This is a genomic window from Niveispirillum sp. GW835-FHT14G11, from assembly GCF_058793615.1.
The window spans coordinates 1-13,962 of the sequence record NZ_JBXAFZ010000034.1 but is presented as its reverse complement, the minus strand read 5'-3'; the positions used below and the strand labels follow the sequence as shown (position 1 = coordinate 13,962).

The following is a 13,962-nucleotide window of genomic DNA, read 5'->3' as shown; positions in this document are numbered from 1 at the left end:
TCCGGTATCTATCGGGGCAATTGCTGATATGGATCTTTTGATCGGAGGAGGGGAAGCAGAGGGCGAACGCGCGCCACCTTCCTTAACAGCGCGCGAACCAAGTTCTCGACACCGTGACGCGCTCCGGCTGCTCTTCATCTTGGTTGCGGGCGGCGAAGACGCCGACAAGCCCACCGAGCATGTCGTAAAGGTCTTTCGAGCTGAAAAGCGCTTGATGGCCATGGACTTTCTCGTACGTTATCCTGACTACTTGGGAGACGCGCTGCTGGATCTTTACGAGGAGACCGGCGAGCCCGAGTTGCTGGGGGCGGTTCAACGCATTTTCCTCGATGACGAACCTTCCGTCAGACTAGTACGCATGGTCCGCTGGCGGCACGGTGCCTATCAGAATATCGAGGATGCGCTTGCGATGTTGAGCTATTACGGCTTGGCCAGACCCATGCAACTCGCTGGTGATGATGGCAAGATTCGTCGGTACGAATACATCGTATCACCAAAGGCGATCTCATTCCTGGAAAGGTGTATTCAGGATCACCCGGAGTTGACTTGGTATCGCGAGCGATTGGCGCTGGTCATGCGGGTCGCCAACGGCAAGAGCGGTTCTGCCCTGAAGGACTGGCAGTACGAGCACCCGGAATATGCCAACACCATCCATGGCGATGTAATACCGACCATCCGGGAACAGGTTGAACGGCGTATGGCCAAGATTATCGGATGGGAACCATGAGCAAGGAACGGACCATCGAGCCGACCGAGTACGGCTGGATCAAGGCCATCACCGAGGACAGCACCAGTCCGGAGGCAGATGTTCGAAGCGTGCTGCTCAAATATGGCATTCGCGCTCAGACCACGCCGCCGCGTGCCAAGAGCCTTCTCTTCGACAGCATCAAATTGAGGGGCGTTAGAGCCGAGTCCGAACGCGACGGGCCATTCGATCTGTCTTGGTCGGGCCTGGGGACTGGCATCTGGGCCGTAATGTCCGAGCGCAATCTGCGAGGAAAGTCGTCCATCCTGAATCTGCTCCAAGCGGCGATACGCGGCGACTTTCCCGGTCGAGTGAAGCCCGATGTCTGGAAGTGGCTAGAGACCATTGAAATCCGGTTTCGCATCGATAAGGTCCTGCATCGATTGGAGTTGCGCAAGGCAGCCGGAGAGGAGAAGACGGCAGAGAGCCTGGCCACGCTGAGCCGGAGCGATAGTGACGATCAGTGGATCACGCTCTACGAAGGCGACGCTGGAGATGGGCTGAAGTCGCAGACGGAGCATCTGATGATGGAGGAACTCGACTTCCCATTGATCTATGCTCACAATAAGAATACGGGTGGTCATCCTCATGGTTGGCCTCTGATAGCTTCGACGTTCTTCCTGTCGAGTGCCATTGAGCCGAAGGCATTGTTCGGGGATCTGCCCATCGACGGGCTGCCGCTCCGCCTGCTCCAATTGTTCATCGGGTTGCCTTGGGTCTCCACATATAGTGCTGCGTTGACCGCGCAGAAGCAGGTCGAGCAGGGACTCACTAATAGGCCGAACCATTCTGACGTGAGCACGGTACTCAGTACTAAACTTCTCGAGCTCGAGGGCCAACTTGCCGAAGCGAAAAAAGCTTGCGGCACCGATGACCGCGGCGCAAAAAGGCTTGAGCTAGCGCGGCTTGATGAGAATACCGCGACTCATAGGAAGGCGGCAGAGGCCGCTCGGATTTCCCACGAGACGGACACAGCGACGGTTGCGTCCGTTGCAGCCGGCTACGACGGTGCGCGGCGAAGGCTCAAGCAGATCGAAGAAGAGCGATTGGCAGGATATTCGTTCCGCCGGCTCAGCCCGACTTGCTGTCCAGCCTGCGAAGCCGCGTTCGAAAGGGTGGCGCCAGCGGTCCAGCACGCTGACAGCAATACCTGCGCCTTGTGCAAGAACGACTTGCCGGTCCACGAAGATAGTCTGGATAATGATCGCATCCAGGACGCACAGACCTTGGTGGAGGAACTGGCTGCATCGCTCAAGATCGCCAAGGCCAAGCTCAAATCCAGCGAGAAGATAGCAAGGGACGCGGCGGAACGGCTCCGTGACGGAATGGAAAGGGCGCAAAGCCTCCAGGAGGCTATCTCCACATTGCCGATCGATCCCGAACTTATCGTGTTGCAGTTGCAGGCCCAAGCCCAGCAGCTTCGGGAACTGGTGGCCGCGCTGCAATCGCCTGCCAACGACGACATTGAAATACAGGGTGAACTCAAAATCCTTCGCGCTGCTACCGAAGTCAGCAAGAGGCTGATGACATCTATGCAGTCGGATGTCCTGACAGAGATCGCTGATTCAGTGATGTCCCTTGCCAAGAAGTTCGGCGTATCCCACGTCACCAGCATGCACCTCGACGGTGGCGGGAGGCTGAAGGTCCATCAAGGAGGTGCCGACATCTATTTTAGCAACCTGACGATGGGCGAGAAATTGCGTATCAAGATCGCCATCTCGCTGGCGGCGGTTGAGGTAGCTAAGCGTCGCGGGCACGGTCGGCATCCAGGCCTGCTAATCATTGACTCGCCAGCGTCCGAAGAGGTCGTGAACGAGGACTTCGAGCAGATGCTCGACAGCGTTGCCTCTGCTGCGAAGGACATCGGAGGCGTTCAGATCATTATCGGCACCATCGCTCGCAAGGCAGTGGAGACGGTTGTGTCTACTGATCATCGGCTGCACGCCAAGAAGGATGACTACCTCTTTTGACCGGTCGAGCGATGGAAGACGGATTCGAGCTTTTCACTACGGACGGCACGCCCATCCCAGATCCGAGTGCGGCTCAAGAAAACGAGCTGTTGGCTGCGATCGAGGTACAGGATTCCGAAACCACACGCTCCGACGTATTCTGCTGGCTGATCAGTTGGGTGACCGTCGCCGCCGTTCAACGCGCACTCCTGCGGATACTTGAAGTGGAAGACGACGCCACGTCGATAGCAGAAATGGTCGACTGCCTCGACGAACTTCCCGTGATACCGCAGGCTTTCGGTCGCGGTGTGTGGGAGATATTCCGTTGCCGTTTCGAGCCACGGTCTGAACATTTCTGGATGAGATCGCAGGCGTTGCGCGGTGCGCTCGTCGTGGCACAGGACGATCCCAGCTTGATCAGGCGCCTGCAGTCGTACCTTCTGGACGTTACGGCAGATGACGACAGTGCCTATCTACGTCACGTCGCCAAGGTCACTGGCGTCATCCTGCGCCGGTATCCGGATAGTGACTTTCGGGATCTTCTCTCTCGACTGGTCGATGTGGACGCGGCAGCGGATGAGGCCGCACTCGAGTTGGGGCTTGATCGGCTGCAGGAAGGCTTGCTGGCTAAGACGCACGATGTACTCACATCGGCGTTGGCCGCCGCGCAGGATTGGTTTCGCCATTCACTGTCTATGAGCGAAAAACGCCCAGATGCGGCACTTTACGAGATCTGCACGTCGGTGCTGATCGATGTGCAGCACAGGGGCATGCACTCCGATCTCCCGCTCGATCTTCCCAAACTCCGGCGTGCCGCAATTGAATACTCGGCTTATGCTGCCGACCGTCACTCCGCAGAGTCGTGGCTCAGGACGTCTTCTCGCGAACGCTTCCACTGGTTGTCAATGGCCACCAAACTGTCCATGGTCGCTCATACGTTCACGAGGGACATTTGGCTGCAAGCGGCCACTGTGATCGAAGACGAACTGCTCTCGATCTTCTTCGCCAGCGACGATGTTTTCTCCCGCTCCGATGGTCATGGTGCAGATATTCTCGGACGGAAGGCGCTTGTTCAATCACTGCAGAAACGACGGTATTATCTGCAGGCTTTGGATCAGTGGCTCGCTGAGAACGCGGACAGCCATCTTGCACCGAACGTCGGACAGTTGCGCGATACAGTGCAGCAGTCACTTGCCGGGGCACTTCATCGTAGCCCTTTTGACGAATCGACTGGAGGCCGGCTGGTCGATTTTCTCAAACAGGCCGGCGTCGACGCAGCTACAGCGGCGATGACCGCAGCGCAGGTCGACGTTGGGATCGATCGCAATCGTCAGGTGGCGGATCTATGGGCCGCCGTCATGGAGAAGCTCTCGGACAGTCCCGATTACCAGCGAGGGCATCCTCGAGCGCTGTTGGAACTCATGTGCGCGCTCATCCTGCGGTTCTTGGATTTTCGCGCCAATATCGGCACGAATACCGATCCATCAAGCGAATACCTGTTCCGGCGCAGCGCCGATTTGCCGGTCGAACACGACCTTCAACTCGATTTTCTAAAGTTCCTCACTACGTCGGATGCACCATCGTTCCGTGCCGAAGTCAGAGATTCAGGTGGCGGCCGTGCCGACATTGCAATCGAGTACCGTGGCGTAAAGTCGATCGTTGAAGTGAAGAAGGACGACAGGGTGCCCGGCAATGCCGCTTTGGCGAAGCGCTATGCTGGTCAGGCAACGGGCTACCTGACGACCGGCATGCGTGTTGGTTTCCTCTTGGTGCTCGACCTCACCGATCGAAATGGTCATCAACCACACATTTCGGAACAGATCAGTGTGGAGCGAAAGGTACCGGAAGGATCCGACGTGGAATACCATATCGTGGTAGCCAGGATTCAGGCAAAACGCAAAACACCGCATGACTTGCGGTAATCAGCGTCATGGAGCGATATCACGTTTCTTCGATGTCAGCTTCCGAGAAGCAGAAGAAGCTATCTCAATGCTGACATGGAGTGCGCAATATCGCCGTAGCGAGCTTCACATAGGGGGCGCAAAACGGTAAGGACGGGGCCGAATCCAGTCGATCCGATCTGGAGAGAAATGCACAAAAAGCTGCTATCTATTAAGTATTACGCGTTTTTCTGTATTTAGAGTAATTGCCGTAGATGTTCCGCTGCCTCTTTAAGTTCTTGATCGTAGGGGAAGTAAATCGTCGCAGTATCAAGGTGCCCAATTAAATCTTCGACTTCTTTGGAGGCCGGATATCCCTTTCGCTGGATCAAAAGGGCAGCTCCGCGAAACAAGGTTATATAAGCATGAACGCTCACTCGCGACCGAGAGCGTTCTATTGAAATTGCGTGAGCAAGAACTCGATGCGCCTCTGAATAAATAGCGCTAGCTGACATACCCGGTTGACCAATCTGAGCAAGCAACACCTTGCCAAGCGTTGTCAGAGGAAATGGGTGTAGCTCAATCCCAACCGCGTGCCGGGCATGTTGAACTGCTTCTTGAAGAAAATCAGGAGTCTTTTTCTGTCTGAACATAGAGAGCTTATAGAGTGATACCTGCTCCCAATATCGCGAATTCCACTGCCATTGTCGTTGCGCCGCAACGTAGAAATCGCTAGCGAGCTCGCCCAGAAGTGGGCCTACTACATCGTCGTAATCAAACAATCGCCTCGCTAATCGAGCTTCTGGGGTTCGGCGCTTAATAGAAGAACGATTTACTCGTGGCGCTAGACTTGTCGCCAGTCGCTTAAATGCCAACAGCACATCCGACGGCGGGGCAACCGTAATCGTTCTCTGCGCTAGCGCTGTATTCAATGGAATGACAAAGTCCCCGTGCTCGTCGAAGTAGTCTAGCGGGAGGGGATGGGAACTTTCAAATTGGGCTTGCCATCCTGCATGCTCTGCTGTGCTCTGAACAATTTCATAGCGCGCACCACTACTAAAGCAAAATTGAGCTATCGTTGCTGATATATATCTAATACGATCATTTGGTAATGCAGCGGCATATGTTGAAGAGACGATCATATCAAGGGGGCGCATATCGTTCTTAATCTTGCAACCCGCGACGGCAATGGGCTCTAAAACGAGTTCTTTTGCTAACTTGTTTGGTGCGTCATTTGCCATTTTCGCACCTGCAGCACCTCGCATAACATAACTATTTATAAGTTGAAGTGCTTCGGATTCAGTTAGACCTAAGCCGCCAAGAATTTGATAGCGCAGATCGCCCAACACCTGCACTAGATGGCGTCGTCTATAGCTTCGCTCTGCGGCGACGATGATGAAATCTTTCTTTCCAGCTAGGTCGACTATCGTCTTAAGCTGAGGCGCTTGATCAGCAATATTATCAACAATGATCACAAGCGGATCGTCAATCAAGTCCAAGGCTTCGGCGATAAGGGTAGGGTCTAAACGGCTGATAGAATTTGCAATTAGTACTACAATCTTGGATGCCGCCATGTCGTAAGCAACGCGCCGAAGAACCGTTGATTTTCCCATTCCAGGGCTTTCGAGTACTAAAACTGCACGTTCCGGCTGTGATCTCGAAAGCATAGCTTTGGCAATTGGCCGCAGGCGCGCGCTGAGTGCGCGACCCACATCCCAATTTCGAGCCAGATCGCTCCATGTGGGAGGGTGTCCGTCAGCAAAACGCGCACCGTTGCCCTGGACAGGAGCAACAGATGGCACTCGTTCGAAGTCTTCGGCGAATGACACTACGAGCGATTGGGGCGCTCCTGCGGGAAAAAGATCCCGGGTAGATTGTGGCACAAGCTCGAACGCCCCCGGTCGGTTGGCAACTAGTGCATTGAGATCGGCGAAAAACTGCTCAGCCGTACCCTCATAAAGGCGAAGGCCGTGGTCGTCGCAGTCCCGTCGGGTCAATTTCGTTGGAAATGGTTCGACGAGGAAAGAGGGGCCTCTGTCTGACCGTTGCGTCTCACTTGTACGTTTTGCGAGGTAGTATGTAACATCAACCTCGTCGAGCGATGTACCAATCACGAAGAATGGCTCTGCCGGCATCACATCTGCGAGTACCGTCATCCATGCGTTGTCGTCGGCCATTAGGCTTGCATACGCCGCTCGATCAAACACGTAACCACGGCTTGCCTCTTTAGTTCGGCCATGCAAATGAACTACAGGAACAGTATCCAAGCTGCGAGCTTCGCTGAATGAGTCGCGAAAGTGATGAAACTCCGGTCGCTGAAGATTTCCTGGTCTCGTGTACGCATCGTCGACGGCATCGTCGATATTTAAAGTGAATATCCGCTTCCAAAGGAATGTTGGAAGGGTATAAAGCGACGGGCCGGCCTTACAACCAGAGAAACGCTGGGTAAGTTCAACTTCCTTCTGCTGTTCGGTGAGCACCGAGGCAGAACGTTGCAGGCTTGTGCTGCCGTCGACGTCAGCGACTTCGCAAAGTCGGGCTCTCAAACCATTTCCTGTGGGTAGTAAGTCGCCTTTCCCATTCCTTGAATCCAAGCTGATACCAGCTCCAAGGAAGAGATTATATTCGCCAGATCGCACCGATGCAATCAAAGATTGCTTATCTGACAGGGTTAGATTTTCAAAGCGAGCCAATCTAACCTCCCAGTTACGATGAACTCCCAAACTTTGTGAATCGCCTGCAGTACAGGCGCGGCCCAATGCTCAGTGCCACTAGGATCATTTTTGAACCTCGGTCTTCGACGTTGAAAGCTACACCCCAATTGCCCCTGATGAAAAGCCATCTCGACTGGGCGCTTAGGCTTTAACCTTAGGTCCGCTATCGAGAAGCTCCGTAATCCCTGGCAATGACCACCATGCGGCGCTTTCCAGCCGACGCGACCTGTCACCAGAAGACCCGACCCTTGGCAGCCTTTAGCCGGATCCGTGAAACGTGTCACGGGCTGTCACCATAGGTCACCTATCCGCAGCGGCAGTCCGCTGAGGGCCGGATCGGGGGCCGCTGCCAACTCATGTCTTCAACCATGCAGGCCGTAGGTCTCCCTCAGGAAACCCACGGCATCGGTGGGCCGCCTCCCGATCAATATCTCCAGGTCTCCCGTCACTTCGGCGAATTCACCCACGGCCACGGCCTCGGCCCATTGCGCCAGGAAGCCGGCCGCGGGCGGCGGCAGCCCGTCGGCGAGGCGGTCGGCAACGAAGGCTTCACGGTCTACGGCCGCATAAGGCACGCCCAGGTCCCGCGCCATGTCGGCAAAGGAGACGGCGTGGCTGGCGCCCAATGTGTAGAGGCGGCCGGCATGGCCGGCACCGGTCATGACCACGGCATTCGCCTCGGCGAAATCCCGCCTTGTGCCCAATGCCGCTACGCCATCGCCGGCCGGGACGCGGAAGCCGCGCTCCGCGAGGCGTGGGCCCAGGATCAGCGGCAGCGAGTCGACATAGAGGCTGTTGCGCATGATGGTCCAGTCCAGGCCGGACCCGCGCAACGCCGCTTCCGTGGCGATGTCCGTCTCCGTCACCATGTCGATGGCGAAGCCCGACCCCTCGCGCCGCTGGATGCCCGTGTAGACGATGTGGCCCACGCCGACAGTGGCGGCGGCGGCTACGATGTTGCGGTGGTGGCCAATCGTGTCGGTGAACATCACCGTGGACACCATCAGCAACCGGTCCACACCCGTGAAGGCCCGTTCCAGCGAGGCGGGATCGGCATAGTCTCCCTGCCGCAACTCCACGCCCAGCGCCGCAAGGTCGGCGGCCTTGGCGGGATCGCGGGCCAGTGCCGCGACATGCCCGGCCGGCACGCGTTCCAGCAGGAATTCCACGCTCTGCCGACCCAGATGGCCGGTGGCTCCGGTGACAAGCAGTTTGCCCATGATGTTTCTTCTCAGCGCACCGGCCGGATGGGCGCGTCGATCAGGTCGGCCTTGCCGGCCGCCAACTGGTTGCGCACGCCGGCATCGGCCAGCATCTCATGCGGGAAGCCCAGGGGGACGGCGCTGGCCGCGTCCAGCCGGACCAGATGGTCGGCCTCAAGCACCACCTTCGCCGCCGCCAGATTGTCCGCCGCCTGCTCCGGCGTGCGTGGGCCCAGGATGGGGATGACGCCCCGCGCCATGACCCAGGCGATGGCCGCCTGCCCCGGTGGAACGCCCAGTTCCCCGGCCACGGCCAGCAGCGCATCGACCGTGGCGGTCTTGCGCGCGTCGCTCTCCGCATGGGTCAGCACGCCCAGCCCGTCCGCGCGGCCCTTCTCCCCGCGCCGGTACTTGCCCGTCAGCAGTCCGCCCCCCAACGGCGACCAGCCGACGGTGCCCAGGCCGAAGGCATCGGCCATGGGCAGCAATTCCCGCTCCGCGGTACGTTCCACCAGGCTGTATTCAAGCTGCACCGCCGCCACCCCGGCCCAGCCGCGCAGGTCCGACAGGGTAGCCGCCGTGGCGACGCGCCAGGCGGGGAAGTCGGACAAGCCGGCATAATTGATCTTGCCGGCCCTGGTCAGGTCGTCCAGGGCGCGCATGATCTCCTCCACGGGCGTCACCCCGTCGGGCATATGGACCCACAGCAGATCGACATGCTCGGTGGCCAGCCGCTTCAGGCTGTCCTCCACCGACCGGACCAAGGCCTTGCGGCTGTTGCCGGTGGCCATCAGCCCGCTGTCGGCGGCAGCGCCCAGCGAGAATTTCGTGGCCAGGACGATATCGTCACGCTCGGCCCGGATGAACTCGCCCACCAGGCTTTCCGCCTGGCCGAACTGATAGTTGTTGGCCGTGTCGATGAAATTGCCGCCGGCGGCGCGGTAGGCGTCATAGATGCGGGCGGCCTGGCTCCGGTCGGCGCCATAGCCCCAGCCGGTGCCGAAATTGCCGGTTCCCAGCGCCAGCCCGGAGACGCGCAGGCCGGTGCGGCCGAAGATGCGGTAACGCATGGATCGCTTCCGTGATGAACAGGAATGTCATCGCGGAAGATAGGGCCGGCGGACGGGCCGGTCTTGACCGGCGGCGCCATCTTTGGAACGCCGGCGCCGTCCTGTTCCTATCCCCGCCGCTGCCGTCGATAGCCGGCGGGGGTGGCGTCATGGAAGCGGCGGAAGACCCGGGTGAAGTGGCTTTGGTCGGCGAAGCCGCACACGGCGCTGATCAGGGCCAGCGGTTCGTCCCCCTCCTCCAGCATGCGGCGGGCCCGTTCCACCCGCTGCTTCAGGCGCCAGCGATGGGGCGGGGCGCCGAAACTGACGGTGAAGGCCCGTTCGAAATGCCGTGCCGACAGGCCGCAGGCCGCCGCCACCACCTCCACCGAGATGTCGGCCCCCAGGTCGGCCAGCATCATCTCCGTAGCCCTGCGCTCCTGCCAGGGCGCCAGCCGCCCCGTGCGCCGCGCCTCCGACACTTTCAGCCCGCCATAGGCGACGGCGAAATGCAGGCGGCAGGCGCCGAAGATATAGTCCGCGAACAGCGCACCGGCCTCATGCGGGTGGGTCAGCAGCGGCAGCAGCGCCTGGGCCAGACCGAAGGCATGCGGATCGAAGCGGGTCTCCTGCTCCGCCGGACAGTCGAAGCGCGCGATGCGCCGCCCGCCCAGACCGTCGGTCAGCTCGTCCATCGCGGCCTGCGGGATCACCAGCACCAGCGCCTCGAACGGGTCGCGCAGGTCGGCCGACCAGGTGCGCCGCCAGTCGAAGAAGCCGGGCGCGCCGGCCTCATGCGCGGGCAGCTCGATCCGCTTCCCGTCCATCCAGCCGCCATGGGCCGGCATGGTGGCCAAGGGGATCACGAACTGGAAGGCCGGCATCACCGGGTTCGGCCCCAGCGGCTCCTCTCCGCCGCCATCGCGCCGGTAATAGGCGGCGGCCATGCCATGGTGCTCGTACCGCCGGGACTGCATCGTCCGGCGCTCGTTAAGCCGTTCGGCGGGAAGGAAGTCGGGGCGCAGCATGTCCGATGATAACATGGCGTCCGCGATCGCATAAGTTGGTTAACGGGCCGATGTCAGGCCGCGGCGAAGGCCGGAACCCGCGAAACCCGGTTGCGGCCCCTGGCCTTGGCTTCGTATAGCGCGGTGTCCGCCCGACTCATCAGCGCCAGGATCTGCTGCTCAATCTCCTTCGCCCGCGCCGGCACGATGGTGGCGATGCCGAGGCTCGCGGTGACGACGCCGCCGCATTCGGCATTGCCCTCATGGCGCAGTTCCAGCGCCTCGATGGCCAGACGCAAAGCCTCGGCGATCTTCGCGGCCCCGATTTCGTCGGTCGCCGGCAGGACCAGCGCCATCTCCTCCCCACCATACCGGGCGGCGACGTCGCCGGGCCGGCGGACGGCGTCGCGCACCACCTGCCCGACCAGCGCCAGGCAGCGGTCACCGGCCGGATGCCCGTAGCGGTCGTTGTAGGCCTTGAAATGGTCGATATCGATGAGTACCAGCGACAGGCATGTCCCCTGCCGCGCGCCCCGCGCCACCTCCTGGCACAGCGCCTGATCCAGCCGGCGCCGGTTGGCCAGCCCGGTCAGGCCGTCAGTGCTCGCCAGCACCGTCAATTCGCGGTTCGCCGCCTCAAGCTGCTCCTCCAGCAGCTTGCGCCGGGAGATGTCCCTGATGTTCACGACGAACTGCGGTATGCCATCCAGGGCGTCGGCGAGCGTGAACCGCGCCTCTACCCAGAGGTACCGGCCGTCCTTGCAGCGGTACCGATAGGCGCAGACCATGCTGCGCTGCCCGGCACCGAGCTGCCGCTGCACCTCGTCGGCCACAGCCAGGTCCTCCGGATGGATGAGGTCGATGGCCGGCCGACCGACGGTCTCGTCAGCGCTCCATCCCGTCATCGCGGTGAAGGCGGGGGAGGCGTATCGCCGGATGCCATGCAAGTCGACGCAAGTGATGGCGTCACCGGAATTCTCCGCCAGCAGCCGGTACCGCGCCTCCGCCAGATGCAGCCGGCGCGCCTGGCGCAACAGGCGCCACGCCAGGCCGCCGATCAGCAGGGTTAGGAGGAGGCTGCCGCCGATGTTGACGGCGGCGTTCCGATACCAGTCCGCCAGCAGGTCAGACCAGGAGCGCGAAACAAGGACCACCAGCGGGTAGTCCAGCACGCGGCGATAGCTGCCAAGACGACGTACGCCATCCACCGGGGAGACGTACTCGTACGTGCCCACGGGAGCCTTGGGCAGGAACTGGCTGAACAGCGGCCCACGGGAGACATCCAGCCCGACATTGGCCTCCGAGAACGGCGCCCGCGCCAGGATGACGCCGTCCGTGTGATTCAGCGTCACGATGCCTTGGGATCCGACGTTGAAGCTGTCGAAGAATTTCTGGAAGAACTCGACCGAGATGGTGGCCAGCACGACGCCGGCGAACCGGCCATTGGCTCCGTCGATGCGGTAGCTGACGGTTATGATCCAGCTACCGTCGGAACGGCTGCGCACGGGCGGTCCGACATGGACGCCGCGGTCGGCATGGAGACGGTGGTATTGGAAATAGGAACGGTCGGCGTTGTTCAGGCCTTTCGGGGGGATGGCGAGCGCGTTCACCACCCAGTCGCCCTTGGCATCGTAGAGGAACAGCCCATGGATGGCCGGCACCGTCGCGACGCGCTGCACCATCCAGCTCCGAAGCCGGTCCATGTCCCCAGGCGTCCCACCGTCGGCCTCAATCCGCTCCCGCAGGTCCTGCAGGACGATGTCGGCCTGTTGCAGCACCTCATGGCTGTACTGGGCCAGCGAACCGGCAAGGTTGGCCGTTTCGACCCCGGTCTGGGCCAATTGGGTTTGTCGGGCGCTCCAGACGCGCGACAGGTCGATGCCGACCAACAGCAGGCAGGCCAACAGGACAAGCCCGATGGCCTTCATGAACAGCGACGGACGATGGAACAGCCATGGAAACCGAGAACGCATCCTTCCACCCTCCGGCCTGCTTGGAGGGCAGCCGCCTGGAAGCGGCTGCATCCCTGGAAGGTAGCCGATCTGGATACGTCCGTTTCCGGTCCAAAGGGTCAGGTCGCGTAAGGTCAGGTTGATGCCGGTCCAGGCAGGTCACCGGACGGTGCCCGGCCCGGCAGGCGGGGCGGGAATGGAAGACGGTGACTTTGCCGCCATCCCCGCCCCGCAGCCAGGCCGTACAGTCACACCTGGGCCATGCCGCCATCGGCGAACAGCTCGACACCGTTGACGAAGCTGCTGTCGTCGGATGCCAGAAGCCGGGCCGCCTTGGCGATCTCGCCCGCCTCGCCCACGCGGCCCAGCGGCACTTGGGCAGCCAGGTAGTCGACCAAGCCCTGCTGCTGGGGCGGCGTCGGGATCGGCCAGCTCCACCAAGCCCGGCGTGCGGATCGGGCCGGGGCTCGGGCTGGCGGCGGCCGGTGACATAGACGAAGGCATCCGCGCGATCTGGAGGCGCATCACTGCCTGGGCTATGCCTACCGCGCCCGCCAGGACGTCTGGCGCTTCAGCAACGACGCGGAGGAGGAGAACATCACGCCCACCGGACCGCTGTGCGTCACGAATGTCGACGCGCTAGTGCCGATGCTGCTGGAGGGACTGGCCATCGGCGAGTTGCCGGACCTCATCGCGGCCGAATATCTAACGGCAGGACGGCTGGTGGCGATCCTGGAGGATTGGACGCTGCCCAAAGGCGGGCTCTATTTCGTCACCCCCACGGCCCGCGCCCGCCCGGCCAAGGTCTCCGCCCTGGCGGACTTCTTCGCTGAACGGCTGGTGGCACCGGCATGGCGCCAGCCGGAGTAAGGCTGGCCAGCCATTGCCCAGACCAACCGCTCACCCGGAAAACCGTTCCGACAGTTTCCCGCGTGAGAAGGCATCGGCGACGAAGTCGACGAAGGTGCGTGTCTTGGCGGGCAGTAATGTACGGGTTGGATAGTAGAGGACGATACCACCGGCATCGGCGTACCAGCCCGGCAGCAACCGGACCAGCGTGCCGCTCTCCAGCGCCGGAAGGGCGTCCGGCACGGCCAGCATGGTCACGCCCAGGCCCAGTATCGCCGCCTCCCGCATGGCTGCCGGATCATTGACGATGATGGTTTCGGCCAATGGCGCCCCCTGTTCCTGGCCGTGGGCGTCGCGCAGGGTCCAGACCCGCGTGCGGCCTGTCCGCAATGATCGCATGGCAATCCCGTCGAGGCCGGCAAGGTCTCGCGGCTCCGCCGGCGTCGCTCGTCCAGCCATGTAGGAGGGGGCGGCGACGGCGATGATGTGCGCCGGGGCCAGGGTACGCGACACGATACCGGGCGACAGGTCGACGGCGCCGCCGATGGCCGCATCGTAGCCTTCCGCCACCAGATCCACCTGCCGGTTCTCGAAATGCCATTCCGGCCGGATGCG

The 13,962-nt window shown here is 61.2% G+C and carries 10 protein-coding genes and 1 pseudogene; 4 read left to right on the top strand and 7 right to left on the bottom strand.

The features are described from left to right. Window positions 1-28: 28 nt before the first annotated feature. From AC1Q7F_RS31800 to AC1Q7F_RS31790, 3 genes are read left to right on the top strand one after another with little or no spacing between them, the layout of a single operon-like run. Complete coding sequence (locus AC1Q7F_RS31800; RefSeq protein ID WP_492512560.1) at window positions 29-727, top strand: hypothetical protein; 699 nt, start codon at window positions 29-31, stop codon at window positions 725-727. After that, entirely contained in the window at window positions 724-2,715 is a 1,992-nt protein-coding gene (locus tag AC1Q7F_RS31795) for a hypothetical protein (RefSeq protein ID WP_492512559.1), read from the top strand. The genes AC1Q7F_RS31800 and AC1Q7F_RS31795 overlap by 4 nt, the downstream gene beginning before the upstream one ends. An 11-nt stretch (window positions 2,716-2,726) precedes the next feature. Next, window positions 2,727-4,616, top strand: a complete 1,890-nt coding sequence (locus AC1Q7F_RS31790) for a hypothetical protein (protein ID WP_492512558.1) — start codon at window positions 2,727-2,729, stop codon at window positions 4,614-4,616. 215 nt (window positions 4,617-4,831) lie between these two features. Here AC1Q7F_RS31790 and AC1Q7F_RS31785 read toward each other — a convergent pair whose 3' ends face one another. The 6 genes from AC1Q7F_RS31785 to AC1Q7F_RS31760 form a co-directional block, all read right to left on the bottom strand. Next, on the bottom strand, window positions 4,832-7,267 hold the full coding sequence (locus AC1Q7F_RS31785) for a P-loop NTPase (RefSeq protein ID WP_492512557.1): 2,436 nt from the start codon (window positions 7,265-7,267) through the stop codon (window positions 4,832-4,834). Window positions 7,268-7,650: 383 nt separating this feature from the next. After that, entirely contained in the window at window positions 7,651-8,508 is an 858-nt protein-coding gene (locus tag AC1Q7F_RS31780; RefSeq protein WP_492512556.1) for an NAD(P)H-binding protein, read from the bottom strand. Between the two features lie 11 nt (window positions 8,509-8,519). Further along, window positions 8,520-9,560 carry an aldo/keto reductase gene (locus AC1Q7F_RS31775; RefSeq protein WP_492512555.1) on the bottom strand — a complete coding sequence of 347 codons (1,041 nt, stop codon included), beginning with the start codon at window positions 9,558-9,560 and terminating at the stop codon, window positions 8,520-8,522. Between the two features lie 107 nt (window positions 9,561-9,667). Beyond that, entirely contained in the window at window positions 9,668-10,582 is a 915-nt protein-coding gene (locus tag AC1Q7F_RS31770; RefSeq protein ID WP_492512554.1) for a helix-turn-helix domain-containing protein, read from the bottom strand. 38 nt (window positions 10,583-10,620) lie between these two features. Continuing rightward, window positions 10,621-12,519 (bottom strand): sensor domain-containing diguanylate cyclase, encoded by a 1,899-nt coding sequence (locus AC1Q7F_RS31765; protein ID WP_492512553.1) that lies wholly within the window; start codon window positions 12,517-12,519, stop codon window positions 10,621-10,623. A gap of 227 nt (window positions 12,520-12,746) precedes the next feature. Beyond that, a complete protein-coding gene (locus tag AC1Q7F_RS31760; RefSeq protein WP_492512552.1) occupies window positions 12,747-12,896 on the bottom strand; it encodes an SDR family oxidoreductase in 150 nt (49 codons plus the stop codon). Window positions 12,897-13,002: 106 nt separating this feature from the next. Here AC1Q7F_RS31760 and AC1Q7F_RS31755 point away from each other — a divergent pair. Beyond that, window positions 13,003-13,368 (top strand): annotated as a pseudogene (locus tag AC1Q7F_RS31755) (LysR substrate-binding domain-containing protein); the annotation flags it as partial. Between the two features lie 30 nt (window positions 13,369-13,398). Here AC1Q7F_RS31755 and AC1Q7F_RS31750 read toward each other — a convergent pair. Next, window positions 13,399-13,962: substrate binding domain-containing protein (locus AC1Q7F_RS31750; RefSeq protein WP_492512551.1), on the bottom strand; the 564-nt coding region annotated here is incomplete at its 5' end.

Excerpts from the sequence above, each read along its gene's own strand:
- AC1Q7F_RS31800 (WP_492512560.1), top strand. The coding sequence starts at position 29 with ATGGATCTTTTGATCGGAGGAGGGGAAGCAGAGGGCGAACGCGCGCCA.
- AC1Q7F_RS31775 (WP_492512555.1), bottom strand. The coding sequence starts at position 9,560 with ATGCGTTACCGCATCTTCGGCCGCACCGGCCTGCGCGTCTCCGGGCTG.
- AC1Q7F_RS31780 (WP_492512556.1), bottom strand. The coding sequence starts at position 8,508 with ATGGGCAAACTGCTTGTCACCGGAGCCACCGGCCATCTGGGTCGGCAG.
- AC1Q7F_RS31770 (WP_492512554.1), bottom strand. The coding sequence starts at position 10,582 with ATGTTATCATCGGACATGCTGCGCCCCGACTTCCTTCCCGCCGAACGG.
- AC1Q7F_RS31790 (WP_492512558.1), top strand. The coding sequence starts at position 2,727 with ATGGAAGACGGATTCGAGCTTTTCACTACGGACGGCACGCCCATCCCA.
- AC1Q7F_RS31795 (WP_492512559.1), top strand. The coding sequence starts at position 724 with ATGAGCAAGGAACGGACCATCGAGCCGACCGAGTACGGCTGGATCAAG.
- AC1Q7F_RS31765 (WP_492512553.1), bottom strand. The coding sequence starts at position 12,519 with ATGCGTTCTCGGTTTCCATGGCTGTTCCATCGTCCGTCGCTGTTCATG.